The organism is Pseudomonas sp. 13159349 (genome assembly GCF_013305685.1).
GTDB classification, from domain to species: domain Bacteria; phylum Pseudomonadota; class Gammaproteobacteria; order Pseudomonadales; family Pseudomonadaceae; genus Aquipseudomonas; species Aquipseudomonas asiatica.
Genome location: NZ_CP045553.1, coordinates 3,764,640 through 3,787,076, shown reverse-complemented (window position 1 = coordinate 3,787,076; position 22,437 = coordinate 3,764,640). Strand labels below are relative to the sequence as shown.

28 protein-coding genes, 2 tRNA genes and 1 pseudogene are annotated in these 22,437 nt (G+C 59.9%); 12 read left to right on the top strand and 19 right to left on the bottom strand.

Annotated elements, in window-relative coordinates; genetic code table 11:
- Positions 1-133: 133 nt before the first annotated feature.
- The 3 genes from GEV38_RS17605 to GEV38_RS17595 form a co-directional block, all read right to left on the bottom strand.
- Positions 134-517, bottom strand: coding sequence for a glycine zipper domain-containing protein (locus GEV38_RS17605; RefSeq protein ID WP_013973215.1), 384 nt, complete (start codon positions 515-517; stop codon positions 134-136).
- A 74-nt stretch (positions 518-591) separates the two neighbouring features.
- Positions 592-783: a hypothetical protein gene (locus GEV38_RS17600; RefSeq protein ID WP_003257401.1), complete on the bottom strand. Its 192-nt coding sequence runs from the start codon at positions 781-783 to the stop codon at positions 592-594.
- Between the two features lie 129 nt (positions 784-912).
- Positions 913-1,203, bottom strand: a complete 291-nt coding sequence (locus tag GEV38_RS17595) for an RcnB family protein (protein WP_054572109.1) — start codon at positions 1,201-1,203, stop codon at positions 913-915.
- 114 nt (positions 1,204-1,317) lie between these two features.
- On the opposite strand from GEV38_RS17595, the gene GEV38_RS17590 reads away from it, so the two are divergent.
- A complete protein-coding gene (locus tag GEV38_RS17590; RefSeq protein WP_015270907.1) occupies positions 1,318-1,668 on the top strand; it encodes a hypothetical protein in 351 nt (116 codons plus the stop codon).
- 151 nt (positions 1,669-1,819) lie between these two features.
- Entirely contained in the window at positions 1,820-2,641 is an 822-nt protein-coding gene (locus tag GEV38_RS17585) for a bifunctional 2-polyprenyl-6-hydroxyphenol methylase/3-demethylubiquinol 3-O-methyltransferase UbiG (protein WP_015270906.1), read from the top strand.
- On the opposite strand, the gene GEV38_RS17580 is transcribed toward GEV38_RS17585, so the two are convergent.
- From GEV38_RS17580 to GEV38_RS17565, 4 genes are all read right to left on the bottom strand, one after another.
- Positions 2,642-3,409, bottom strand: a complete 768-nt coding sequence (locus tag GEV38_RS17580; RefSeq protein WP_054572108.1) for an SDR family oxidoreductase — start codon at positions 3,407-3,409, stop codon at positions 2,642-2,644.
- A gap of 36 nt (positions 3,410-3,445) precedes the next feature.
- The gene (locus GEV38_RS17575) at positions 3,446-4,513 is read right to left on the bottom strand and encodes a phosphotransferase family protein (RefSeq protein WP_015270904.1); all 1,068 of its coding nucleotides are present in this window, start codon (positions 4,511-4,513) and stop codon (positions 3,446-3,448) included.
- A gap of 246 nt (positions 4,514-4,759) precedes the next feature.
- Positions 4,760-5,077 carry an SCP2 sterol-binding domain-containing protein gene (locus GEV38_RS17570; protein ID WP_003257405.1) on the bottom strand — a complete coding sequence of 106 codons (318 nt, stop codon included), beginning with the start codon at positions 5,075-5,077 and terminating at the stop codon, positions 4,760-4,762.
- A 56-nt stretch (positions 5,078-5,133) separates the two neighbouring features.
- Positions 5,134-5,844 carry a histidine phosphatase family protein gene (locus GEV38_RS17565; protein WP_015270903.1) on the bottom strand — a complete coding sequence of 237 codons (711 nt, stop codon included), beginning with the start codon at positions 5,842-5,844 and terminating at the stop codon, positions 5,134-5,136.
- A gap of 197 nt (positions 5,845-6,041) precedes the next feature.
- On the opposite strand from GEV38_RS17565, the gene sohB reads away from it, so the two are divergent.
- Complete coding sequence (gene sohB, locus GEV38_RS17560) at positions 6,042-7,061, top strand: protease SohB (RefSeq protein WP_054572106.1); 1,020 nt, start codon at positions 6,042-6,044, stop codon at positions 7,059-7,061.
- 154 nt (positions 7,062-7,215) lie between these two features.
- A tRNA-Cys gene (locus GEV38_RS17555) sits at positions 7,216-7,289 on the top strand.
- Between the two features lie 93 nt (positions 7,290-7,382).
- On the opposite strand, the gene GEV38_RS17550 is transcribed toward GEV38_RS17555, so the two are convergent.
- The gene (locus GEV38_RS17550; RefSeq protein WP_054572105.1) at positions 7,383-7,649 is read right to left on the bottom strand and encodes a hypothetical protein; all 267 of its coding nucleotides are present in this window, start codon (positions 7,647-7,649) and stop codon (positions 7,383-7,385) included.
- 399 nt (positions 7,650-8,048) lie between these two features.
- Between GEV38_RS17550 and GEV38_RS17545 the strand changes: the two genes are divergently transcribed.
- The gene (locus tag GEV38_RS17545; RefSeq protein WP_054572104.1) at positions 8,049-8,261 is read left to right on the top strand and encodes a hypothetical protein; all 213 of its coding nucleotides are present in this window, start codon (positions 8,049-8,051) and stop codon (positions 8,259-8,261) included.
- Between the two features lie 114 nt (positions 8,262-8,375).
- A complete protein-coding gene (locus GEV38_RS27785) occupies positions 8,376-8,672 on the top strand; it encodes a hypothetical protein (RefSeq protein WP_054572103.1) in 297 nt (98 codons plus the stop codon).
- A gap of 425 nt (positions 8,673-9,097) precedes the next feature.
- Here the strand turns inward: GEV38_RS27785 and GEV38_RS17540 are convergent.
- Positions 9,098-9,538, bottom strand: a pseudogene (locus GEV38_RS17540) (Rad52/Rad22 family DNA repair protein); the annotation flags it as partial.
- Between the two features lie 348 nt (positions 9,539-9,886).
- On the opposite strand from GEV38_RS17540, the gene GEV38_RS28060 reads away from it, so the two are divergent.
- Complete coding sequence (locus GEV38_RS28060) at positions 9,887-10,072, top strand: hypothetical protein (RefSeq protein ID WP_015270896.1); 186 nt, start codon at positions 9,887-9,889, stop codon at positions 10,070-10,072.
- Between the two features lie 735 nt (positions 10,073-10,807).
- Here the strand turns inward: GEV38_RS28060 and GEV38_RS17535 are convergent.
- From GEV38_RS17535 to GEV38_RS17510, 6 genes are all read right to left on the bottom strand, one after another.
- Complete coding sequence (locus GEV38_RS17535; protein WP_015270895.1) at positions 10,808-11,029, bottom strand: hypothetical protein; 222 nt, start codon at positions 11,027-11,029, stop codon at positions 10,808-10,810.
- A 202-nt stretch (positions 11,030-11,231) separates the two neighbouring features.
- Positions 11,232-11,525: a hypothetical protein gene (locus tag GEV38_RS17530; protein WP_054572102.1), complete on the bottom strand. Its 294-nt coding sequence runs from the start codon at positions 11,523-11,525 to the stop codon at positions 11,232-11,234.
- 721 nt (positions 11,526-12,246) lie between these two features.
- A complete protein-coding gene (locus GEV38_RS17525) occupies positions 12,247-12,537 on the bottom strand; it encodes a DUF1330 domain-containing protein (RefSeq protein WP_015270891.1) in 291 nt (96 codons plus the stop codon).
- Positions 12,538-12,577: 40 nt separating this feature from the next.
- Positions 12,578-13,132 (bottom strand): pyridoxamine 5'-phosphate oxidase family protein, encoded by a 555-nt coding sequence (locus GEV38_RS17520; RefSeq protein WP_054572101.1) that lies wholly within the window; start codon positions 13,130-13,132, stop codon positions 12,578-12,580.
- A 55-nt stretch (positions 13,133-13,187) separates the two neighbouring features.
- The gene (locus GEV38_RS17515) at positions 13,188-13,892 is read right to left on the bottom strand and encodes an SDR family oxidoreductase (protein ID WP_173895907.1); all 705 of its coding nucleotides are present in this window, start codon (positions 13,890-13,892) and stop codon (positions 13,188-13,190) included.
- 98 nt (positions 13,893-13,990) lie between these two features.
- Positions 13,991-14,884 (bottom strand): LysR substrate-binding domain-containing protein, encoded by an 894-nt coding sequence (locus GEV38_RS17510; protein ID WP_054572100.1) that lies wholly within the window; start codon positions 14,882-14,884, stop codon positions 13,991-13,993.
- A 217-nt stretch (positions 14,885-15,101) separates the two neighbouring features.
- Here GEV38_RS17510 and GEV38_RS17505 point away from each other — a divergent pair, with 217 nt between their 5' ends.
- Positions 15,102-16,316 carry an aldose 1-epimerase family protein gene (locus GEV38_RS17505; protein ID WP_054572099.1) on the top strand — a complete coding sequence of 405 codons (1,215 nt, stop codon included), beginning with the start codon at positions 15,102-15,104 and terminating at the stop codon, positions 16,314-16,316.
- 317 nt (positions 16,317-16,633) lie between these two features.
- On the opposite strand, the gene GEV38_RS17500 is transcribed toward GEV38_RS17505, so the two are convergent.
- Positions 16,634-16,870 carry a hypothetical protein gene (locus tag GEV38_RS17500; protein WP_013973199.1) on the bottom strand — a complete coding sequence of 79 codons (237 nt, stop codon included), beginning with the start codon at positions 16,868-16,870 and terminating at the stop codon, positions 16,634-16,636.
- A 165-nt stretch (positions 16,871-17,035) separates the two neighbouring features.
- The gene (gene adhP, locus GEV38_RS17495; RefSeq protein ID WP_013973198.1) at positions 17,036-18,046 is read right to left on the bottom strand and encodes an alcohol dehydrogenase AdhP; all 1,011 of its coding nucleotides are present in this window, start codon (positions 18,044-18,046) and stop codon (positions 17,036-17,038) included.
- Between the two features lie 459 nt (positions 18,047-18,505).
- Between adhP and GEV38_RS17490 the strand changes: the two genes are divergently transcribed.
- Positions 18,506-18,703, top strand: a complete 198-nt coding sequence (locus GEV38_RS17490; protein ID WP_015270883.1) for a hypothetical protein — start codon at positions 18,506-18,508, stop codon at positions 18,701-18,703.
- A gap of 1 nt (position 18,704) precedes the next feature.
- Here GEV38_RS17490 and GEV38_RS17485 read toward each other — a convergent pair whose 3' ends face one another.
- The gene (locus tag GEV38_RS17485) at positions 18,705-19,118 is read right to left on the bottom strand and encodes a DoxX family protein (protein WP_015270882.1); all 414 of its coding nucleotides are present in this window, start codon (positions 19,116-19,118) and stop codon (positions 18,705-18,707) included.
- A gap of 103 nt (positions 19,119-19,221) precedes the next feature.
- Positions 19,222-19,306, bottom strand: a tRNA-Leu gene (locus GEV38_RS17480).
- Between the two features lie 201 nt (positions 19,307-19,507).
- On the opposite strand from GEV38_RS17480, the gene GEV38_RS17475 reads away from it, so the two are divergent.
- From GEV38_RS17475 to GEV38_RS17465, 3 genes are read left to right on the top strand one after another with little or no spacing between them, the layout of a single operon-like run.
- Complete coding sequence (locus GEV38_RS17475) at positions 19,508-19,783, top strand: hypothetical protein (RefSeq protein WP_043935716.1); 276 nt, start codon at positions 19,508-19,510, stop codon at positions 19,781-19,783.
- Between the two features lie 42 nt (positions 19,784-19,825).
- On the top strand, positions 19,826-20,983 hold the full coding sequence (locus GEV38_RS17470; protein WP_043935714.1) for a nitrogen regulation protein NR(II): 1,158 nt from the start codon (positions 19,826-19,828) through the stop codon (positions 20,981-20,983).
- A gap of 6 nt (positions 20,984-20,989) precedes the next feature.
- Positions 20,990-22,435, top strand: a complete 1,446-nt coding sequence (locus tag GEV38_RS17465; protein WP_015270879.1) for an ATPase domain-containing protein — start codon at positions 20,990-20,992, stop codon at positions 22,433-22,435.
- Positions 22,436-22,437: the final 2 nt, after the last annotated feature.

The window sequence follows — 22,437 nt, the reverse complement described above, 5'->3', positions numbered from 1 at the left end:
GGGGGTGTTCCTTCACACGGGGGCACGATAGACAGTAGCAGCCAGTGTGCCGGATTGTGCTGAAGGGGGTGTTGATGTACTGCAGGGTTTGCAAAACAAAAGGGGCCGCATTGCGGCCCCTTTGTCACTGGAATCAGTGACGGTGACGGTGGTGCTTGCCGTTGTTGTCGCCCAGGTGGTTGCCGATGGCACCACCGGCCGCACCACCCAGGCCGGCACCCACGGTGGAGCCGGTCTTGCCGCCCACCGCGCCGCCCAGCAGCGAACCGCCCGCCGAGCCCAGGCCACCGCCAATGGCGGCTTCGGTACGGTTGCCCTTGCGTGCACCTACCGCACTGCCGGCTGCGCCGCCGAGGCCGGCGCCGATGGCCGCCCCCGTTTTGCCGCCGATCTGTTGACCGACAACGTTACCCAGAACACCACCCAGGCCACCGCCAATGGCGGCGGTACCGTCACCGGCGAAAGCGCCCTGGCACAGCAGCAGGCCGAGGGCAAGGGAAGGCAGAGTCAGACGCATGATACGAACCTCAAAGGAATCATCAGGTTAAGGTGCCGCGCAATGGGCGGCGGGCCAGGGTTGAAAAAGACGTTTCAGCGGTAGTAGCGGTCACCACGATATCGACGATAGTCGTCATCATCGTCGTCGCGGTCATGCCGATGGTGGTGGCGATGGTCACGGTCACGGTCACGCCAGCCATCGTCGTCGTCATGGTAGCGATGGCTATGGCACCCGGCAGTCAGCAGGACAACAGCAATCAGCGAAAGGCTTGCAAGACGGGTCATCACGATATAGGTCCTTGATCCGCAATGGTTTACGGCACACCTCCTGAGACTGGAAAGGATCCATTTGGTTTCGCTGGCAGGCAAAAAATTGTCGTGCCAGCGAGAGCGGCGGGAGTGAAGAGTGTTGAATTAGCGGGCTGGCTGGATCGTCAGCACCACACCGTTGGTGATCTGCACCAGCACGTAGCGCCCACCCATGTTTACCCAGTGGCTTTCCTTTTCCGGTGCTGGCAGGCCCTTGGCTTTCCAGTCCTTGATAGCCTGGTCATCGCGTTTGTACTGGTCGGGTGCCTTGTCGCCGACCTTGAGCTCTCGGTTGTGGGTTTCTGGTGTGGTGACGCTTTCTTCGCTGGAGGGGGCTGCGGTGGCAGCCAGGGGCAGGCTGGCAAGGACGGCGAACAGCAGGTGGTGCAGTTTCATGGTTATCTCCTTGTGACGGAATGCCTTATCTGCGACAGCCACCTGAGCGCGACAATTCACTCGCGATGCTTGCCAGTGCTAGAGTCGCCTTCTTTTTTATCCTGAGGATGGAACATGCGTGCGATTCTGCCGATGGCCGCGGCGTTGATGCTGGTCGGTTGTGCTTCTGCGACCATGGAAACGGCCCGAGGCGGCAAGCCGACCGCGCAGCTCGACTCGCACAAGGCGCCAGAGCTGGTGGCCCAGTGCATCCAGTTCAGCTGGCAGGAAGAGAAGGTATTCGGCGACGACGCCAGTGGTTATCTGGAACCACGCAAGCAAGGTGGCTTCACCGTGTATACCCGTGAGGCCGAGGCGTTCGTGGACGTGTACCCGCAGGTGGGTGGGGCGCGGGTGGATTACTACGCGCAGAAGAACGACGGTGTGGCCCTGCAGCGCCGGGCGGCGGCGGCGACCTGCCTGTAACGGCTGGCGACTTCACATGGCTGGTTGACTTGGCAGGGGCTCTGTGGGGTCGGGTGGGAGCGCGCCAGCTTTACAATTTTTAGCAAGGCAGTCCTGTCGCAGGGAGATTGGTGGGGGCTAGCATGAGCCCCCACGAATCAAGGAAGACACCATGGACCGCTCACTGCAACTCAACCGCGCCAGCTGGGATGAACGTGCCCCGCTGCACGCTGCTTCCAACGACTACGAAGTCGAACGGCTCATCCAGCATCCCGAACACCTTTCCGAGACCGTACGCTTCGACCTGCCATTGCTTGGCAATATCGACGGGCTCAACGCCGTCCACCTGCAGTGCCACATCGGTACCGATACCCTCTCGCTGGCGCGCCTTGGTGCCAAGGTCTGTGGCCTGGACTATTCCGCGGCTTCGCTGGCCGAGGCGCGTGCGTTGGCCCAGCGCTGTGCGGCACCCATCGCGTATGTCGAGTCCGACGTCTACGCCGCCGACAAGGTGTTGCCGGCCGGCACGTTCGACCTGGTCTACACCGGCATCGGCGCGCTCTGCTGGCTGCCTCGCATCGAGCCGTGGGCGCGTACTGTCGCGGCCCTGCTGAAGCCGGGTGGTCGGTTGTTCCTGCGCGACGGGCACCCGATGCTGATGGCAGTCAACGAAGACCACCAGGACCGCCTGCAACTCGAATACCCGTATTTCGAACACGAAGAGCCGACGGTGTGGCACAACGACCAAACCTACGTCGAAACCGAGCAGCGCCTTTCCCACACCGAAACCCACGAGTGGAACCACGGCCTGGGCGAGGTGATCAGCGCCTTGCTGGCCCACGGCCTGCAACTGACCGCTCTGGTCGAGCACCAGAGTATCCCCTGGGAGGCGCTGCCGGGGCAGATGGTCAAGGGCGACGACGGTGAATATCGCCTGCGCGAGCAGCCCGCACGCCTGCCCCTGAGCTACACCCTGGTTGCAGTAAAAGCCTGATCAGGACAGGTAGCCACCGTCGACATTGAGTGCGGTACCGGTGGTGTAGCTGGAAGCATCGCTGGCCAGGTATAACACGGCGCCGGCCATTTCCTTGGGGGCGGCCACGCGCTTGAGCGGGATCTGCTGCAGCGCGGCGTTGAGGATGGCGTCGTTCTTCACCAGTGCCGAGGCGAACTTGGTGTCGGTCAGGCCTGGCAGCAGGGCGTTGCAGCGGATCCCGAACTGCGCGCACTCCTTGGCGAAGACCTTGGTCATGTTGATGACTGCCGCCTTGGTCACCGAGTAGATGCCCTGGAACAGGCCGGGTGAAACCCCGTTGATAGACGCCACGTTGATGATGCTGCCGCCACCATGCTCGCGCATCAGCTTGCCGGCCTCGACCGACATGAAGAAGTAGCCCCGGATGTTCACGTCCACGGTCTTCTGGAAAGCACCCGGGTCGGTATCCAGCACGTTGCAGAACTGCGGGTTGGTAGCGGCATTGTTGACCAGGATGTCCAGCCGCCCGAATTGTTCGCGGATGCCGGCAAACACCTGCTGGATCTGCTCCAGTTCACCGATGTGGCAGGCTACCGCCGTTGCCTTGCCACCGGCGGCGATGATGGCGTCAGCCACCTGCTGGCAACCGTCGAGCTTGCGGCTGGACACGATCACATGGGCACCTTGCTGGGCCAACAGGTGGGCGATGGCCTCGCCGATGCCACGGCTGGCGCCGGAAACGAAGGCAATCTTGCCGTCGAGGTCGAACAGGTGGGTCTTGGACATGCTGTTTTCCTTGTTATCCGTCGTCTAGGTCGGGGCTCAGAGGCTGGACTTGGCGATGACCTGCATGGTCATCTGCTCCAGCAAGCGGTTCATGTGGATGAACTGGGCGAAGCGCTTGTCCTGGGTCTGGCCGTGGTAATAGCGGTAGTAGATCTGCTGGACGATGCCGGCCAGGCGGAACAGGCCATAGCAATAGTAGTAATCGAAGTTGTCCAGGCGGATGCCGGCGCGCTCGGCGTAGTAATCGACGAACTGGCGGCGGGTGAGCATGCCCGGCGCGTTGCTCGGCTGGCGGCGCATCAGCTGCACTGGCGCCGGGTCGTCGGCCTCTATCCAGTAGGCCAGGCTGTTGCCCAGGTCCATCAGCGGGTCGCCCAGGGTGGCCATTTCCCAGTCCAGCACACCGATGATGCGCATGGGGTTGTCGGCATCGAGGATCACGTTGTCGAAACGGTAGTCGTTGTGCACGATGCCGGGCCGCGGGTGGTCGGCGGGCATTTTCTCGTGCAGCCAGGCGGTCACCTGTTCCCAGCGCGGGGCGTCAGGGGTCAGGGCCTTTTCATAGCGGCTGGTCCAGCCCTCGATCTGGCGCTGCACATAGCCTTCCGGTTTGCCCAGGTCGGCCAGGCCGCAGGCGTTGTAGTCCACCTGGTGCAGTTCCACCAGGCGGTCGATGAAGCTCTTGCACAGGGCTTCGGTGCGGTTGGCGTCAAGGTCCAGCTCGGCCGGGATGTCCGAGCGCAGGATGATGCCCTTGACCCGTTCCATCACGTAGAACTCGCCGCCGATCAGGCTGCTGTCGGTGCAGTGCACATAGGCCTTGGGGCAGTAGGGGAAGCCGCTGTTGAGCTGGTTGAGGATGCGAAACTCGCGGCCCATGTCGTGGGCCGACTTGGCCTTCTGCCCGAACGGTGGACGGCGCAGCACGAAGTCGCGGCCCGGGTAGCTGACCAGGTAGGTAAGGTTGGAGGCGCCGCCAGGGAACTGGCTGATGCTCGGCAGGCCATCCAGGCCGGGGATGTTGGCTTTGAGGTAAGGGTCGATGACAGCCGCGTCGAGTTCTTCGCCGGGGCGTACCTGGGTGGACTGGTCGGTGAGCGTCATGCGTTTTCCTTATTCTCGATCGCAAGGACTATTGGCTAATCTAATGGTCCGCCGGGGATGGGACAAGCGTGCCAGATGCCATATAGGTGAGGGTGTTGCTGTTTGATCAACTGCCTTGATAGCGCTCACTTGTTTTTGTGGAAGTGCCCACAAGCCAGGCGGCCTTGTGCGGGCTGTTGGGCACGGGCAAAAAAAAACCGAAGCCGGTCAGGCTTCGGTTTTTCGATCATCCGCTATTTCCAGCCCTCAGGACGGGAACAGCTCGCTGAGCTTCATCGACAGCATCATGTCGCCTTCAACGCGCAGCTTGCCGCCCATGAATGCCTGCATGCCGTCGGTTTCGCCGCTGACGATACCCTTCAGGGTTTCGCTATCCATCACCAGGGTGCAGTTGGCATCCGGGTTTTCGCCTTCCTGCAGGTCGCAGGTGCCGTCCTTGACGATCAGCGCGTAGTGCTTGTCTTCGTCGGTGATGTTGAAGCCGAACACCAGGTCCAGGCCGGCGGCAGCGGATGGGTTGAACTTCTCTTGCATCTTTTTGACGGCATCAGCTACGGAGGTCATGGCGCATTCCTTATAGAGTGATTTACACGTCCCCGCAGGGACACAACAAGCCGGGCTCATCGATAGGTGACAAGCTCCGGCGCCCTCAACAGCTGCACATGGGCCTGGCTGTTGAAGGAAGCCAGTGCCACGTCGCGGCCGCGGAACTTCAGCTGGCTGAGCGACGTGTTGATGATCTGCCAGTTCAGCGCGAACGCCTGTCCGGGGGTAATACGGGTAACCAGGTGGAGCAGGGCGGCAATGGTACCGCCCGAGGTGAAGATGGCGATATTGTCGCCGCTACCGGCAGCATCCAGTACGCGCTGCAGGCCGCCTTGCACGCGGGCGGTGAACGCCTGCCAGGTCTCCAGGTCATCGTCGGCATGTTCGCCATCGTGCCAGCGCTGCACCATCAGTGCGAACAGGCGCTGGAACTCGCTGCGGTGCTGCGCGCCATTGCGCAGGATGTGCAGGGCGTCGGGCTCCTGAGGCAGCAGCCCGGGCAACAAGGCGCGGATCACACCATCGGCATCGAACTCATTGAATGCTGTATCGGTCTCAACAGCCGGCACCGGGCAGCCATTGGCGTGCAATGCATCCAGGGCTAGGCGCGCGGTATCCTGCTGGCGGCGCAGGTCGCCTGCCACGCAGCGGTCCAGCCTTACACCGAGCTGGGCCAGGTGCTCACCCAGGGCCTGGCTCTGGCGCACGCCCACGGGCGAGAGGACATCGTAGTCATCGGCGCCGAAGGAGGCTTGGCCATGTCGGATCAGGTAGAGGTTGCCCACGAAAGGTTCCGGCCTGTTGGAGGTTGCTGCGAGGTTAGGATGCGGCACACGGGCTGTCAACGAAAAAACATACAAGCGTTTGAAAAGGTTGTTTGAAAGGTGTTGCCAGCGTTTGCCACGGCTGGCAGCACCTCAGGCGCAACGGTATGCTTGCTACAGTTACGCGCCGTAGTGGCGCAAGTCTTTAAGGAGTCAACGTGGAGTTTCTTGCTGAATACGCAAGCTTTCTCGCCAAAACCGCCACCCTGGTCATCGCCATCCTGATAGTGCTGTCGGCCATCGCCGGGCTGCGCGGCAAGGGGCGGCGCAAATCGGGTGGGCAATTGCAGGTCACCCGCCTGAACGAGTTCTACAAGGACCTGCGCGAGCGCCTGGAATCCGGCCTGCTCGACAAGGCCCAGCTCAAGGCCCTGCGCAAGCAGCAGGCCAAGGCGGAAAAGCGGCAGAAGAAGGGCAAGGCCGAGGAAAAGGGCCGGGTCTTCGTGCTGGATTTCGATGGCGACATCAAAGCTTCTGCCACCGAAAGCCTGCGCAACGAAATCACCGCGCTGCTCACCCTCGCCACCCCGCGCGACGAGGTGGTGCTACGCCTTGAAAGCGGTGGTGGCCTGGTGCACAGCTATGGCCTGGCCGCATCGCAGCTGGCGCGCATTCGCCAGGCCGGCATCCCGTTGACCGTGTGCATCGACAAGGTAGCCGCCAGTGGCGGGTACATGATGGCCTGCATTGGCGAGAAGATCGTCAGCGCACCGTTCGCCGTACTGGGTTCCATTGGCGTGGTGGCGCAGCTGCCAAACGTCAACCGCCTGCTGAAGAAGCACGACATCGATTTCGAAGTGCTGACCGCCGGTGAATACAAGCGCACCCTGACCGTGTTCGGCGAGAACACCGAGAAAGGCCGGGAGAAGTTCCAGGAAGACCTGGACATCACCCACCAGCTGTTCAAGGACTTCGTTTCCCGCTATCGCCCGCAGCTGCACATCGACGAAGTGGCCACCGGCGAAGTCTGGCTGGGCGTCGCGGCACTCAACCGCAAGCTGGTGGACGAGTTGCAGACCAGCGACGAGTACCTCAGCGAACGCGCGCGCAACACCAACCTGTTCCACCTGCACTACGCCGAACGCAAGAGCCTGCAGGAGCGAATCGGCATGGCTGCCAGTGGCACCGTGGAGAAAACAGTGGTGGGCTTGTGGAGTAAACTCGGCCGCCTGCGCTAACACCTTGAACCCGTTGAAATTTTTTTTCGTTCAGGGGGTTGCAAGGTTAAAGGAATGAAGACATAATGGCGCCCATCGAAACGCAGCAAACTTTGAAAAAGGTTCAGCGTTTCAAGGAGATAGCGAAGCGCAAGCTGCTAGATCCGACCTTTGAGGCCGAGTAGCAAAGTGGTTATGCTCCGGATTGCAAATCCGTCTACGCCGGTTCGATTCCGACCTCGGCCTCCACCATTCGAAAGCCCCGCAACCATTGAGGTTGCGGGGCATTTTTTAATGCCTGCGGATTTTGTTGACCCCGGCCATTTGGGACAATCCTGGGGCTCACGGCTGATACCTCTCATCAATCCAGCGCCCAGGCGCCAGAGCGGGTGTAGGTTCGGGTTGGGTTTCGTGCGGGGAAAGCTGGAGCTGGTTGCCGGCCTGCAGCTGGCTGTCGGGGATGCAACTTATGCCGTCGCGCCAGTCGAAACCGAAGGTCCAGCAGGTTGCGCCGCGCTCGTCGTCGTGGAAGACGTCAACACCTTTGGGCAATTCGCCTGCGCTGGCGCCGGTGGCCAGCAGCAGGAGGCAGAGGGCGAGGCGGGTCATTAATAGTCATCCCGGTTCAGTTCTTTGATGAAGTCGCCACCCGAGCACAGTCGCTCGTCTGCAATCGCGTCCACGCCATTGAGATCTTCCAGAGCAGTCTTGGCACGCTCCATGGCGAGCTGGGCATGTCCGAGCTGGTGCCGCTTCCTCACTTTGTAGGAATGAAGGGCCTTCGCTTTATCCGGGTACGCAAACCGGCGCCTATCCCGTCAGTGCTAATCTCGTCGATATAGCGGAAGTGGTCCGGCCAAGCCGGTTGCTGTCTTCAGGCATGACTTCGTCCTTGGCCGCCATATCGCGGCAGTTGGCGAAAAAAGTTTAAGTTCTGGTGACTTTAATCTGTGGCGGGGTGTCCACCGGTCACGAGGAGTGCTTCGCTCCTCATTAGCGGTGGATCACATGAGCTCTATTAGCAAGGATCAACAGTTTCATGCGTACGAACTGCTTCGAAAGCTCGATACCTACACGGCTCAAACGATGAGTCAGGTTGTGTATGGTGTGACGTCCTCCTCCAGCTGGCGATCGGATTGCGACCAGCACCGACGCATTTTTGAAGAATGGATGGCTTTTGCTGCAACGATGCACCTGCCTGAGCCGCCGGACGAAGACTGATCGCCGCTTGTCCGATTCAGTTTTCAGTATCTCCCGCTGCGGTTGATAACCGCTTCGTGTTCGCTATTGTGAAAGTTCACCTATCGCATACAACTAAAGTCGTAGGAGATCGACATGAGGATACGCGGTGAAGTTTTCTGGCAATGGGCTGATCCTTCGCTTCACCACCGCACTCATGACGAGACCCTTGGCGATGGAACGCACATAGATGTACAGGTGCGACTGTCGCGCGCAGGTAACACGCAAATGTTCATTGGAGTCTATGCCTCGACGGGCATGGCCCTTCACGAGGAGGCGTTCGATTCCCGTCCCGGTGAATCAATGACCAGGGCTTTAGCCTGGGGCGTCGGACGGGCTCGCCGCATTGCCACAGAAACTCTCCCAAAATTCGACCAGGTAGCCTGCTCGTGATAGGGGAGAGGGGTTGCTGGTGCGTTTCGCGGTAGCCAGCCAGGAGCAGCAGGTAGTCGCTGTGGGTGCGCTGGTCTTCGAAGCCATTACTGTCCTTGCGCAGTACTTGCTCGCTCAGGCCGAGCGGGTTGAGCCTGATGAACACATCGCGTGGGTCGGTGTTGCTGGATCGGTTTTCTGTGGGCTGGGAAAGCCTCAATTACAAGATGCGCGCCTGTCGCACGGAGGACGCGCAATGTCGGGAACTGATAGCTTTAAGAATCTGTACAAGAAGCTGGATGCCACGTCGAAAACTAGGTTTCATGCCTCTCGGCGCCTGCGCCTGCATGCGAAGCTTTCGACCTATACGGTCGTCATCCTGTCGGGTTGCTCGGCCCAGAGAGCTGCCACGTCCACCTTGATGACGCCGGCGACGTAGGATGGGCATACGCATCGGCGCTGAAGCCCAGCATGGACAGGGCTTTCTTGATGGCGTCGGTCAACGACTTCTTCGGCGCCTCACCATCAGAGGTCATGCCGTACTTGGTCTTGTACTGGTGCCGGGTGCACCCGTACTGCTCGACCTCGCCGCGCTGGCCGTCCTGCATGAACCAGAGCTGGATTTTGACGGTGTGGCCGATCTCCCGGCCCAAGCAGATTCGCTTGTCGCCTTCGCCGGAAAACACCTCGTGACCGTCGTCGAATCGCTCCTCAAGCACCTTCCAGCCCCAACCGATACCGACCGGGCCGAACATTTCGGTCGCCTTCATGACCATCGCGGTGCCGTTCAGGTTGGTGATCTTCTGGCCGCCGACCTCGGCGTTCTTGGTGCAGCGGGTATCGGTGGTCTGCACCTGCTCCCAGATGCGCATGTTGGTTGTGGACATTGGAAAACCTCGCGCCAGGCCGGCGCCGTCAGTTGAAATAGGGGAAATGCCAGGTCAAGCCCTGATGTAGGCCAAGCGGCCTGTGCGTCGGCTATGGTTGTGCGCTATGGCGGGCATTTGCGCCTCACCGGGACGCGAAGAAAAGCGGCGATAAATGCTTGCAGATGCTGCGCTATAGCGGCGGCGGATGGTTTGGTTTACGGATTTCTAAACAAAACTTGCAGGATTTTGCGTTTATTATGTCGGCATTTTTCAGTATCTTGCTCTAATTCCCACGGGTGCTTCAAATTCCCTGTATAGTGACTGCGTAGCCGTTTTCTGCGGCTTCTCACTTAAGAGGTAGCTTTTATGCACCAGGCCATATCCCCAGAGACGCAGCGTGCCCATGAGCGCTTGAATGAACAGACTGACTTGTTCATCAAGCAGGGAGGCCAAATTGAAAGCGTTCCTTCTGGAGTCAGCGGCGTGCTAGCGAGCAAGCCGAAGGTCGTTTGGACGAACCCTCACACGGCCAAGCCGATTCACAAACGATAGCGCGCCCAGATGCACTGCTTGCTCGCTCCATGGTGAACGTGAGGGCACAACCTTGTTTGATGCGCCAAGTGATTCAGATATTGCCGTGCGGATTGGAGTGAGCGAGGCGGATGTAGCTCTTTACCGGGGTGATACATTTCGATTGAAAGATGGTTCGTGGCTCATCCATTTTTCCTTCGCAATGCCCCAAGAGCTACGGCAAAGCCTTACCGGCAGTTTCACCCTCCTTTTCAAAATGAAAGAAACAGGCGACAGGCGTATGAGTGAGCTGGATTGAGCATACGATCTGGATGCCAACTCAGCCCAAGCCCTGTCCCAGTGGTCCGCTTTATCTCTTCTGGAAGAGTGGGAAGCGCATACTCAAATAGCTCAGGACTTCTGAGCATTGAGAGGTGTGTATGTCCAGAGATAGGTATGGCGTAGATAGTGACAGACAGGTCAGTCAGCCAGCCGATAATGAGGGGCGGCTACAGAGATCAGTCGATCAGAGTGAGAGCGCTTTCCAAGAGAACTGTGACGACAATTTCGACAGCCCTCCCTTTCGAAGAGGGCAGAAGCAGGGCCCGCCGGACCCATCGAGGGTATCCCATGCAGAGCGTTATAGTTATCACAAGCGCCCATTGGAATAACGTTCAGCTGTAGATGGGCCTAAATGTAAAAGCCTGGCCCGGTGCCGGGCTCTTTGGGTGTTGATTTCGCGCCAAATGACCAAGTGGCGGGCCCGCTGGTAGGAGTTCACACCCGAACCTCGTAGCCCAAGGTCGACTCTCCGCAGATGCAGGCCCGGCAGTTCCAGGCCTGCGGATTTTCGATACTGGCCAGTTCGGCCTGGTGCATCGCGGCCGCGAAGGTTGGACCCTTGAACAACATCAGCACCCGGTCGCCGGGCATTGCCTGACTCTCGGGCAGTTCAGCGACCTGCTCATCAATGAGCGTGGTGATCAGTGGCGTTGTCATGCAGCCTCCTTGCGCCGAACGGCAATACGCCGAATGCGCTCGCAGTAATGTTTGAACTCGTTGGAGTCGATGACGAGGATCGAGGATGGAGAAGTAGGCGACGACCATCGTCTCCGCCTTCGCATCCTCCACCGGGCCAGACCCGGTAGAAGCATCGTCTCGATTGCTGCCTCGATGGCGCTCACCGCCACGCTGTGGGGATTCATTCCGCGTCCTCGGCCTGGGCCAGCACCGCTTCCTTGGCAAAAGGAGTGAGTAGCTGCCGAGCTATCTCTTCAAGCTGGCCCATCGCGAACTCATCCACCGCTTGGGCGAAGCGCTCGTAGGTCACGCCACGCTGGTGGAAGTTGCGCTGGAAGACTACGTTACGGCGCGCCAACAGCTCCGCGATGCCATCGTCGAACCAGCGCGCCTCAGCTTCCTCAGCCGCGCTCTCGCTCACCGGAGGCGGCAACTGGTTGTCGTACTGCCATTGTGCTGCTCGAAGTGCGCCCATGGCGGTCCTCCTACACAGATGGGGTGGATGGTAGGTTTGTTTGTGGGCGGGGTAAGTCGTGAATAGCGCTCGGATAAAGTCGCGTAGTGCGCTGATGTATGCAATTGCCTTAGAATGCTCGCCTTTCACCCCTCAAAGGAATGAATACGTGGTGAGCAATAACGCAATCTGCTGCCCGCAATGCCAAGGTCAAAACGTCCAGCTTCTGTCTATCATCCATGCTGCTGGCACTTCTCACATACAAGCAACCCACCAAGCGCAGTCCCAATCCGGATTCGGACCAAGCGTGACCGTTGAAACTTCAGGTCGGCATCAGACCAATTTGGCGGCAAGCGTCGGTCCACCTCCAGGTAAGCGCTTGCTTGGCCCGGTCATCCTTACGGGGGTTGGTGCAATCATCTTGTACGATGGCCTCAAGCTTATGAACACCTTCTGGGGCGTTGATTGGTCAAGGTTCTTCATAGGCGCGATATTTATCACCGTCGGTGTAATTGGATTCGTTCGCCACTGGAAATTCAACGTCGCACAGTACGACAAATTGGAAGAGTGGCGCCGCACTTGGATGTGCCACGCTTGTGGCACTCGATTCATTCCGTAAACGGTATTGAGAGGGCACCTGCGGGTGCCTTTTCTTTTGGCAGAGCTGTTCAGTATTGCACTGGAGGAGAGGAACAATGCCGGACGCTATCGTCCCATGGCATCCGTATCAGCGAACCCTTGATCAGCCTAAATCCCCCTCAACGATAAGCAACTCACGACGATAGGCGCGTAATGCCATCGCCTTTGCTTGCGAATAGGCGGGATCGGCATAGCACGCCTGGGCCTGGGCATAACTGTCGAACTCGACCGCCAGCGCCCGTGTGCTGGTATGCGACTCGACCAGCGCTGTCGAATCGAGAGCCTTGAGCCTGGCGCCATAATGCTCGGCGATTGGCGCCCACAACCGGCCATATTCCTGCTGCGCCTGCGTGTCGGTAACAGCAGTCCCCAGAATGATCCAGTAACCTTTCATCAATTACTCCTGTTTGCATGTTCTGTACGAGAAGCCTGCCTCAGGGAGCCAGCCAGCAGGATTGCCACAATCCTTCATGGCGCAGGAAGCGCGCCCGTTGCTGAACGGGTCGTGTGAGATCCAGCCACTCAAGCGCTCGCGGCTCGATGCATAGGATTGCGAAGTGCTCGAAACCGCCCTGGATGCGTTCGTAGGCGACTTCAGGGCTTTCAATCACCTGCCCCGGCACAGCGCCATGACGGAACAATGCCTGTGTCTTGTCACGCGCCGTCGACCAGCAGCGTCGTCGATACTCGATGTCCTCGACCAGGGTGGCAAGCCCCTCCATGCGCACCTGGGTCAGGCCGCAAGGGCTCAGTGCCGTTAGTGCAACGCGTGGATCAACGGCAATCTGCGTGCATTTTGCCGAGCGCCTGTCCGCGTAAAAGTACAGCGCGCCTGCACGGGCGTCGGCATCTCGCAGTACAACTGTCCTGGAGACGGGCCATCCTTGCTCGTCCAGGGTGGACAGTTGCATGAGCCGATAAGGGTTGCGCACCGGGCCGACCGGGATCGCCAGTTGCGCCCATATGCTTTGAAACAGATCGTCCAGCATGAAAAAACCAGGCTCCATGAAACGAGGGCCGCAGCAGTGCTGCGGCCACGGACGTTCAAATGCTGCGTGTTACGCCGCCATCGACCCTGATGTTCTGCCCAGTGATGTAGACCGCGCCTTCGCTAGCAAGGAACGCAATGGTCGCAGCGATTTCTTCGCTGGTGCCGTAGCGCTTGAGCGGCACGCTGTCGCGGCGTTGCTCGGTGCTCGGCAAGCTGTCGATCCAGCCGGGGAGGACATTGTTGATGCGCACGTTATCGCCGGCGAAATTGTCGGCGAAGATCTTGGTGAATGCGGCAAGGCCCGAGCGGAATACCGCCGAAGTCGGGAACAGCTCGCTGGGTTCGAACGCCCAGGCAGTGGAGATGTTGATGATCACTCCGCTCTTCTGACGCTGCATGTAAGGCGTCACCAGGCGAGTCGGGCGAATGACATTGAGCAGGTAAGTATCCATGCCCTTGTGCCAATCCTCGTCGCTGATTTCCAGGATTGGCGCGCGTGGACCATGGCCGGCGCTATTGACCAGCACATCGATACGGCCCCACTTCTCCACGACAGCATCGACCAGGCGTTGCAGGTCTTCAACCGACTGGTTGCTACCGGTTACACCAATACCGCCGAGCTCGGCAGCCAACGCCTCGCCCTTGCCCGAAGAGGAAAGAACCCCAACCTTGAAGCCTTCGGCGGCCAGGCGTCGCGCTGCTGCGGCGCCCATGCCGCTGCCACCTGCCGTGATAATCGCAACTTTTTCTACTGACATGCTGCCTCCAATCTCCCAATGCTGATTTTTCAGGTGCATTCACCTTAGCAGCAGCCCCATTGGTGAGGGAGACAGCTAAACTTCACTATTACGATAGATTAACTATCGGCAGCTTGTTGCTTGAGCCAGCGTTGGACCACGCTCAACGAGTCCGGCTGTTTCATCTTGCGTGGCCAGACCAGATAAAACGACTTGTCGATCCTGAGTTGCTGGGTAAAAACCTGCATCAGCCGGCCTGCGGCAATGTCATCACCGACGAACGCAGGGCTGGCCAGGGCAATGCCCTGACCGCTGATTGCCGCTTCAATGGCCAATGAGGTCTGATTGAAACGCAGGTTTCTGGCTGTGGGCTGCATGTGTTGTGGGAACAGCTCTGCAAGGAACTGAGGCCAGAAATTATGGGCATCGTGCAACATGACGAAATCCTGCAATTGCGCAAAGCTTGCAGGTATTTCGCTGCCTTCGAACAGCTTTGGGCTGGCCACCGCAACGATTAGCTGCTCCATCAGCAGTTCGCTATTCAAGCCCGCTCCGAACTCGGGCTTGCCATAACGGACAGCGATATCCACACCATCGGTGCTGAAGTGCGACAGCCGATCGGTTGCCAGCACACGCAAATCGATGTCTGGATGACTCTGCGCAAAATTGCCGAGCCTGGGAATCAGCCATTTTGAGGCGAAGGTAGGTGTAACGCTGACTGTCAGGTGAGAAGTCTGTGGCCGAAGCAGGCGTGTTGCCTCGTCGATCATGGCCAGTGCACTTCGAATGCTCCCGCTATAGCCCAGGCCTGCATCAGTCAACGCCAAACCGCGGGGTAGGCGTTCAAACAAACGCAGATCCAGGCTCGCTTCCAGCCCGCGTATCTGCTGGGCAACTGCCGCCTGGGTCACACCCAGTTCCTCGGCAGCCACACGGAAGTTCAAGCGACGAGCCACCACTTCAAAAACACGCAACGCGTTCAGTGAGGGCAAATCAGGGAAACCGTCTGGCATGGCAATGAAAATTCTATCGAGTTGTGCAGTTTTTCTGTTTCTCTGATGCCTTCACAAGGTTGATAACCTGATCGGGCTCGAAAGATTCACTGTGCCGAGGCTACTCCCCGAAAATAGCTAAAGAAACCCGTGCCAATCGAAAGCATCGCTTGGCTAGCTTGCTGAAACGTTTCTTCGAGTCTATAAAAGGGAACAACTCCAAGAAAGGCAACCTGCCATGCCCCTCCTCAAACTATTCGTTGCGCTTGGCGCCCTGACTGCGGCTTCCAACACCCTGGCCTGGGATTACGTTTTGCTCGACACCGACAAAGCCGCCCAGAACTGGCAGATCACCAGCCAGCAACTTGGCGTAAAAACCGACAAGCCCTTCAGCGTTACCTTGCGCACCTTGCACGGCGGTCGGCAAGAGGGTGTCAGCATCGTCGACATCGATAACGGTACGATGAAACTTTCGGTCGTGCCGACCCGTGGAATGAACGTCTTGCAGGCGTCGGTCGGCAATGTGCGCATGGGCTGGGATTCGCCGGTCAAGGAAGTGGTCAACCCGTCCTTCATCGACCTCAACGGGCGCAATGGCCTGGGCTGGCTGGAAGGTTTCAATGAACTGGTCACCCGCTGCGGTTACGAATGGGTCGGCCACCCTGGCGTCGACAACGGCGAACTGCTGACCCTGCACGGTCGGGCTGCCAACACTCCTGCGAACCAAGTCACCCTGCACATTGATGAGAAGCCCCCTTACGCCATTACCTTGCGTGGTGTACTGAAAGAGCAGGCATTCAAGAAAGTCGACTTCTCCGTCGTGACCGAACTGGTCACCGAACCCGGCAGCGTGAAGTTCGCCCTCAACGACACCTTGACCAACAGCGGTGACTATCCGACGGAATACCAGGCGCTTTATCACAGTAACTTCAGCACCCCGTTTCTGGAGCAGGGCGCTCGTTTTGCCGCGCCAGTGAAGCAAGTGTCGCCATTCAACGACAAGGCAAGGGCAGATCTGCCCGACTGGCAAACCTACCGAGCGCCGACCAAGGACTATGACGAAACGGTTTACAACGTGGTGCCGTATGCCGATGACCAGGGCAATACGTTGACCGTGTTGCATGACAAGGCTGGCAATCTGGGCGTTTCGGTCGGCTTCAATACTCGGACATTGCCTGTATTTTCCCTGTGGAAAAATACCGATACACAAGGCCAGGGTTATGTGACCGGGCTCGAGCCGGGGACGAGTTTTTCCTACAACCGCCGTTACCAGCGGCCACTGAACCTGGTGCCGACAATCGGGCCGAAGGAACACAGGCAGTTCCACATCAGCTACAGCTTGTTGGCGGACAAGGTGGCAGTGGACAAGGCCTTGAAGCAGGTTGGCGAGATACAAGGTGGGCGCGAAACCGAGGTGCGGCAGAGGCCATTGGTTGATCTGACCAAGGGGTAACGCCGACCAGGGCATGTCGGCCCTGTCGACTAGTCAGATCTATCAAGTTGTTGGGTTCATACCTTTGCTGAAAGGCTGCTTTCGACCCACGGCGGACACTGATCCAAAGCTCTGTAGTCAGTACCGGCCTCATCGCCGGCAAGCCGGCTCCCACAGGAATATCACCAGCCGTCAGGCATGCGCTGTACCTGTGGGAGTCGCGCTTGCCGGCGATGGGCCGCGAAGCGGCCCTGGTTACAGATTTCCGCTATGGGTCGATAGCTGTCTGTCGACTACGGCCCTAGGATCCATCGCCCGCCGCTCCGCCCATTCAAACGCTAGCCTTCAGGCGGGGATATCCCACAAACGAATTCATCCGATCCCAGGCGGTGCGAGCCGAACTCCACAACATAGCCTGCCCCGCGGCGCACCGCCTCGGCCCTGGCGGTCCTCTGGTCGGCAAACACATCGACGAAATGCCAGGGATGCCGGTCTCTCAGTACGCCCCATCCAAGTACCCAGCCGTCATTGTCCGGGTCGGGTGGCAGGTTTTTCGCCAAGCTGCGGATGCCCATACGTTCACTCCGATGTGCTAGCCAGTCTTCTGCTTGCGAACCGACTACAAACCACGACTTGGATAAAATCGTGTATCAAGCATAGCGCTTACCTGAAACCAGGACCTAAGGCGCGCCCATTTCAGGGTAGTGTGCGCTGCACCAACAGCCAGCGCACATGGGTCATCACCCCTCGAACTGAATCACCATCCGCCCTTTGATCTTGCCCTCCAGCATCTCATCGAAGATCTGGTTGATATCCTCGATCGGTCGCAGAGTCACCTTCGGCACCACTTTCCCTTCCGCCGCAAACTGGAAAGCTTCCTGCAGGTCCTGGCGGGTACCGACCAGCGAGCCGATCACTTCGATACCGTCCAGCACCAGGCGAGGGATGTTCAGGTTCATGGCTTCCGACGGCAGGCCGACCGCAACCAGGCGGCCACCCGCACGCAGGGCGTCAACGGCCGAGTTGAAGGCAGCCTTGGCAACGGCGGTAACCACGGCGGCATGGGCGCCACCGGTCTTGGCCTGGATGACCTTGGCGGCATCTTCGGTGCGTGAGTTGATGACCAGGTCAGCGCCCATCTCGCTGGCGAAGCGCAGTTGCTCTTCGTTGACGTCGATGGCGATCACTTTGGCGTTGAAGACGTTCTTGGCATATTGCAGGGCAAGGTTGCCCAGGCCGCCGAGGCCGTAGATGGCGATCCATTGGCCGGGGCGGATGTTGGAGATCTTCACCGCCTTGTAGGTGGTGACGCCGGCGCAGGTAATACTGCTGGCGGCAGCGGAGTCGAGCCCGTCGGGCACTTTGACCGAGTAGTCGGCCTTGACGATGCAGGCTTCGGCCATGCCGCCGTCCACGGTGTAGCCGGAGTTCTTCACTTCGCGGCACAGGGTTTCGTTGCCGCTGTTGCAATACTCGCAATGCCCGCAGCCCTGGTAGAACCAGGCCACGCTGGCGCGGTCGCCCGGTTTGAGCGAGGTGACGCCTGGCCCTACTGCCTGGACCACGCCGATGCCTTCGTGACCTAGCACCACACCGGTCTTGTCACCGAAGTCGCCATTTTTCACATGCAGGTCGGTGTGGCACACACCGCAGCATTGCATCTTCAGCAGCGCTTCACCGTGCTCGAGGGGGCGCAGGGTTTTCTCCACCACTTCCACGCGACGGCCTGGTGCAACAACAGCAGCTTTCATACGAGCCTCCGTATCCTGTTCCGAATGGGCTTGCTTATCGCCGGCTAAGCATAGCCCTGGGCCGATACGGTAAAACTGCCTCAGGTCATGGTCAGAGGCACTGTGCATGCCACAAAAAGAAAAGCCCGCGGCAACGATGCGGCGGGCTGTAAGAACATAGGGAGCAGGGTTAGTGTGCCCAGCGGGATGTCAGCATTTTGTGAAGCTCAGGTGATGGACTTGTCATGCATGGCTCAGCTCGAGTGTGGTCAGCATGGGCCGGGTTCCATGTGATTTCACTGCACTGGACGCAGGGGGAGTGGCAGCAATAAAAAAGCCCGCCGGGTATGGCGGGCAAGCAACGTTTGAAGGGAGAGCCTGCAGCTTGGGTCCGGCCGGTTAACCCAGCATTAAGCGGTAATGCATTGACCTGTGCAGCCGATCCGCCTATACAGGCCTGCCACCAGCCCAGGAGTCAGCATGCGCGACGAAGATGACCTGCACGAACCCGAACATGATCACCTGCTTGATCACGAATTCCTCTACGACGACACTGAGGCAGAAGCCGATGCCCGAGGCGTCGAGGATGACATCGAGGAAGACGAAGAAACGCTGGATGACCTTGATGAAGAAGAGCGTGGTCACCCAGCCTGGTTCGACGACTGCGAAGACGACTGACTCAGCGCCCGTCCACCGAAAAACGCCCGGGGCCGCTTACCGCCAGTAACAACATGCCGCCCATGATGCTGAGGTTTTTCAGGAACTGGGTCATGTTGGCGCTGCGCTCAGGGTCGACCATGTTCCAGAACGGGTGGCCCAGCAGCGCCGTGCCCAGCACGAACAACGCAAACAGGAAGGCCAGCGGCCGGGTGTAGAATCCGAGGATCAGCAGGATGCCAACGGCGAATTCCATGAGCACGGCTACTGCCGCTGCCAGCATGGGGGCAGGAGCGCCCAGTGAAGTCATGTAGCCGACCGTGCCTTCGAACCCGGTCAGCTTGCCCCAGCCAGACAAGACGAACAGGATCATCAGCAGCACACGGGCAATCAGGATAATGATGTCGCGTTGACCATCGAACAGGGAGTAGCGCATGGCGGCGTTCCAGTGGACGGGTACAAGCACCACTCTAGCAGCTGCGCAAAGGATTGCTGGCGGGCAGCAAAAAGGCGCCGCAAGGGCGCCTTCGCAAGGAATTTGGTGCGAGTGGCGGGACTCGAACCCGCAAGGCTCACGCCGACAGATTTTAAGTCTGCTGTGTATACCAATTCCACCACACTCGCACGCTTGAAGGGGCCGTAACGACCAGCTCGCTTCTAAGCAGAAGGGCTTCGCAATCAAGCGCGCTTTATAACCCATTGTTATAGTTGAGTCAACCACAGCGCCTATGATCAACAGAATGAAGGTCGATCGAATGGGCAATTGACACCTTGCTATCATTACGCCACTGTTGCCCTTTTATTGGATCCAAAGAGTGTGCGGTGATGACTCTGTCCGATACTCCCGAGCGTATAGTGCACCCACGGCTATTGTGGCGACTTTTGTTCGTGCTGGTCGTCGTGCTGGCGGCATTTCTCTACCTGAGCCTGATCAGCCTGGGCGGTTATCTGCTGATGCTTGGGTTCGATGCCGAACACTCTCAACCGCAGCGGCTGATGGCCCTGGCCGGTGGAGGGCTTATCCTGCTGGTCGGCTTGTGGCTGCTGAAAGTGGCGATGCCTCGGCGCATCAGCCTTGTGCTGGTTGAGCCTGGGCGTTGAACCTCGCAATATTTTCCCTCCTGCTGTGCCGGTGGAGTTCGCATGGTTTCAGCTGACTGTCTCGATCACCCTGTCATGACTGCCCAACGCTATGAACAGCTGGTTCAGTCGGTGGTGGATTACGCCATTTACATGCTTGATCCTTCCGGCCATGTGGTGTCGTGGAACGCAGGCGCGCAACGTATCAAGGGGTACCGTGCCGATGAAGTGATCGGCCAGCATTTCTCGTTGTTCTTCACCCCGCAGGATTGCACCGAGGGCCGCCCGGAGCGCTTGCTGCGCCAGGCGCTGGAGCAGGGCGAGGCGCAGGATGAGGGCTGGCGCGTACGCAAGGATGGCACGCAGTTCTGGGCGCTGGCCGCCCTGGATGTGATTCGCGATGACCAGGGCCAGATTGTCGGCCTGGCCAAGGTGACCCGGGACATCACCGACCGCCGCGAGTCGGCGCTGCAACTGGACGCGGTGCGCGCCCAGCTGTTCCAGGCACAGAAGCTGGAGGCCCTCGGCCAGTTGACCGGTGGCCTGGCGCATGACTTCAACAACATGCTGACCATCATCATCAGCTCGGCGCGCTTGGCGCTGGCCACCCAGGACCCGGCACGCGCCCAGCGCATGTTGCAGCACATTCTCGATGCCGGGCAGCGGGGCACCGAGCTGACCCAGCAGTTGCTCAGCTTTGCCCGCCACCGCAAGCTTGATGTGGCTTGCGTCGCCCCGGCGAACCTTGTTGCCGCCACCCGTGGTCTACTGGAGCATGCGCTGCCTGGATCGATTGACCTGGAGGTGGTGCTGCAACCGGACCTGCCCCTGATCGAGGTGGATGCCGGGCAATTGCAGATGGTACTGCTCAACCTGTTGTTCAATGCCCGCGATGCCATCACGGGGCAGGGCCGGATCGGCTTGACAGTCGAGGTGGTCGAGCTGACCGGTGAGGTGGAGGGCCTGCACGGCGGGTTTGTGCGTTTCGAGGTCGAAGACAGCGGCGAGGGCATCGCGCCAGCGGTACTGCCGCGGATCTTCGAACCGTTTTTCACTACCAAGCCCTTTGGCAAGGGGACTGGCCTGGGCCTCAGCCAGGTGTATGGTTTTGCCAGGCAGAGCGGTGGTGCCATTTGCGTCGACAGCGAGCCCGGCCGGGGAACTTGCATGCAGCTTTACTTGCCAATCTATCAGCACACGGACAGCCAACTCGACAGGTAGAACACCATGGCACAGGCACTCAGGCGGCTGGTGACGGGGATCGATGGGCTCGATGCGTTGCTCCAGGGTGGCCTGGTGGCTGGCGCGTCCTACATCATTCAGGGCCCGCCGGGGGCGGGCAAGACCATCCTCGCCAATCAGCTGGCCTGCGGGCATGTGCGCGGTGGTGGCCGGGTGCTGGTGGCCACCTTGCTCAGCGAGTCGCACGAGCGGCTGTTCCAGTACCTGGCGACCCTGGAGTTCTTCGACCCGGCGCTGGTAGGTGATCCGATCCAGTTCGTCAGTGCCTTCGATACCCTGGAGCAGGAAGGCCTGGACGCCGTGGTACGGCTGCTGCGCCAGGAAATCGCCCGCCAGCAGGCCAGCCTGCTGATCGTCGATGGCGTGCTAAATGCCCGGGTGCGTGCGGAAACCGCGCTGGATACCAAGAAATTCGTCTCTGAACTACAGGGCCATGCGGCCTTTGCGGGCTGCACCGTGCTGCTGCTGACCAGCGCCCGGCTGGACGAGGGCAGCCCGGAGCACACGATGGTCGACGGGGTGATCGAACTGGGCGAGCAACTGTTTGGCAGCCGCGCCGTGCGTCATATCCAGCTGCGCAAGACGCGGGGCAGTGCGGCGTTGTCGGGGCGCCATGAATGCCTCATCGATGAAACCGGCATGCATGTATACCCGCGCCTGGAGTCACTGTTCAGCCACCCCAGCCAGGCGGGCAGCGCCACCTTGGAGCGCATCCGCAGCGGGGTGGCGACCCTGGATGAAATGCTCGGTGGCGGCCTGGCCACGGGCTCGGTCAGCCTGCTGATCGGGCCCTCGGGTATTGGCAAGACGTCATTGGGCCTGGCATTTCTCGGTGCCAGCAGCCCGCAGGCGCCGGGGCTGCATTTCGGCTTTTACGAAACGCCGGAGCGCCTGCGTATCAAGGCCGCGTCGCTGGGTTACGATTTTGCAGCCATGGAGCAGGCAGGCATCCTGCAGCTTTGCTGGCAGCCGACTACCGAGGGCCTGCTGGACCAGGTCGGGGCGCGCCTGCTCGAGCGGGTCGAAGCGCAAGGCAGCAAGCGCGTGCTGATCGACAGCCTGGGGGCGTTCAGCCGCCTGGCCATCGACCCGGCGCGGCTCAATGCGTTTTTCCGCGCCTTGGTCGGCGAACTGCGCGCGCGCGATGTCAGCGTGATGCTGACCTGGGAAATGCGCGACATTTTCGGCGCGGAAATCAGCGCCCCGGCCCCGGACCTGTCAAGCATCGTCGACAACTTGATGCTGATGCGCTTCGTCGAGCTGGATTCGCAGCTGCGGCGCATGCTGTCGATCCTCAAGGTGCGTGACAGCCACCATGACCCTGCCTTGCACGAGCTGCTGATCGGGCCGCAGGGCATTACCCTGCGCAAGGCGTTCGAAGGCGCTTGCGGTGTGCTTTCGGGAACGCCGGTGCCGCAGGGGAGCGGGTGACG

Excerpts from the sequence above, each read along its gene's own strand:
- adhP (WP_013973198.1), bottom strand. The coding sequence starts at position 18,046 with ATGAAAGCTGCTGTTGTTGCACCAGGCCGTCGCGTGGAAGTGGTGGAG.
- GEV38_RS17465 (WP_015270879.1), top strand. The coding sequence starts at position 20,990 with ATGGCACAGGCACTCAGGCGGCTGGTGACGGGGATCGATGGGCTCGAT.
- GEV38_RS17485 (WP_015270882.1), bottom strand. The coding sequence starts at position 19,118 with ATGCGCTACTCCCTGTTCGATGGTCAACGCGACATCATTATCCTGATT.
- GEV38_RS17600 (WP_003257401.1), bottom strand. The coding sequence starts at position 783 with ATGACCCGTCTTGCAAGCCTTTCGCTGATTGCTGTTGTCCTGCTGACT.
- GEV38_RS17475 (WP_043935716.1), top strand. The coding sequence starts at position 19,508 with ATGACTCTGTCCGATACTCCCGAGCGTATAGTGCACCCACGGCTATTG.
- GEV38_RS17470 (WP_043935714.1), top strand. The coding sequence starts at position 19,826 with ATGGTTTCAGCTGACTGTCTCGATCACCCTGTCATGACTGCCCAACGC.
- GEV38_RS17535 (WP_015270895.1), bottom strand. The coding sequence starts at position 11,029 with ATGACAACGCCACTGATCACCACGCTCATTGATGAGCAGGTCGCTGAA.
- GEV38_RS17570 (WP_003257405.1), bottom strand. The coding sequence starts at position 5,077 with ATGACCTCCGTAGCTGATGCCGTCAAAAAGATGCAAGAGAAGTTCAAC.
- GEV38_RS17575 (WP_015270904.1), bottom strand. The coding sequence starts at position 4,513 with ATGACGCTCACCGACCAGTCCACCCAGGTACGCCCCGGCGAAGAACTC.
- GEV38_RS17580 (WP_054572108.1), bottom strand. The coding sequence starts at position 3,409 with ATGTCCAAGACCCACCTGTTCGACCTCGACGGCAAGATTGCCTTCGTT.
- GEV38_RS17510 (WP_054572100.1), bottom strand. The coding sequence starts at position 14,884 with ATGCCAGACGGTTTCCCTGATTTGCCCTCACTGAACGCGTTGCGTGTT.
- GEV38_RS17590 (WP_015270907.1), top strand. The coding sequence starts at position 1,318 with ATGCGTGCGATTCTGCCGATGGCCGCGGCGTTGATGCTGGTCGGTTGT.
- GEV38_RS17520 (WP_054572101.1), bottom strand. The coding sequence starts at position 13,132 with ATGCTGGACGATCTGTTTCAAAGCATATGGGCGCAACTGGCGATCCCG.
- GEV38_RS28060 (WP_015270896.1), top strand. The coding sequence starts at position 9,887 with ATGCACCAGGCCATATCCCCAGAGACGCAGCGTGCCCATGAGCGCTTG.
- GEV38_RS17515 (WP_173895907.1), bottom strand. The coding sequence starts at position 13,892 with ATGTCAGTAGAAAAAGTTGCGATTATCACGGCAGGTGGCAGCGGCATG.
- GEV38_RS17525 (WP_015270891.1), bottom strand. The coding sequence starts at position 12,537 with ATGAAAGGTTACTGGATCATTCTGGGGACTGCTGTTACCGACACGCAG.
- GEV38_RS17505 (WP_054572099.1), top strand. The coding sequence starts at position 15,102 with ATGCCCCTCCTCAAACTATTCGTTGCGCTTGGCGCCCTGACTGCGGCT.
- GEV38_RS27785 (WP_054572103.1), top strand. The coding sequence starts at position 8,376 with ATGAGGATACGCGGTGAAGTTTTCTGGCAATGGGCTGATCCTTCGCTT.
- GEV38_RS17585 (WP_015270906.1), top strand. The coding sequence starts at position 1,820 with ATGGACCGCTCACTGCAACTCAACCGCGCCAGCTGGGATGAACGTGCC.
- GEV38_RS17545 (WP_054572104.1), top strand. The coding sequence starts at position 8,049 with ATGAGCTCTATTAGCAAGGATCAACAGTTTCATGCGTACGAACTGCTT.
- GEV38_RS17500 (WP_013973199.1), bottom strand. The coding sequence starts at position 16,870 with ATGGGCATCCGCAGCTTGGCGAAAAACCTGCCACCCGACCCGGACAAT.
- GEV38_RS17605 (WP_013973215.1), bottom strand. The coding sequence starts at position 517 with ATGCGTCTGACTCTGCCTTCCCTTGCCCTCGGCCTGCTGCTGTGCCAG.
- GEV38_RS17530 (WP_054572102.1), bottom strand. The coding sequence starts at position 11,525 with ATGGGCGCACTTCGAGCAGCACAATGGCAGTACGACAACCAGTTGCCG.
- GEV38_RS17490 (WP_015270883.1), top strand. The coding sequence starts at position 18,506 with ATGCGCGACGAAGATGACCTGCACGAACCCGAACATGATCACCTGCTT.
- GEV38_RS17595 (WP_054572109.1), bottom strand. The coding sequence starts at position 1,203 with ATGAAACTGCACCACCTGCTGTTCGCCGTCCTTGCCAGCCTGCCCCTG.
- GEV38_RS17550 (WP_054572105.1), bottom strand. The coding sequence starts at position 7,649 with ATGACCCGCCTCGCCCTCTGCCTCCTGCTGCTGGCCACCGGCGCCAGC.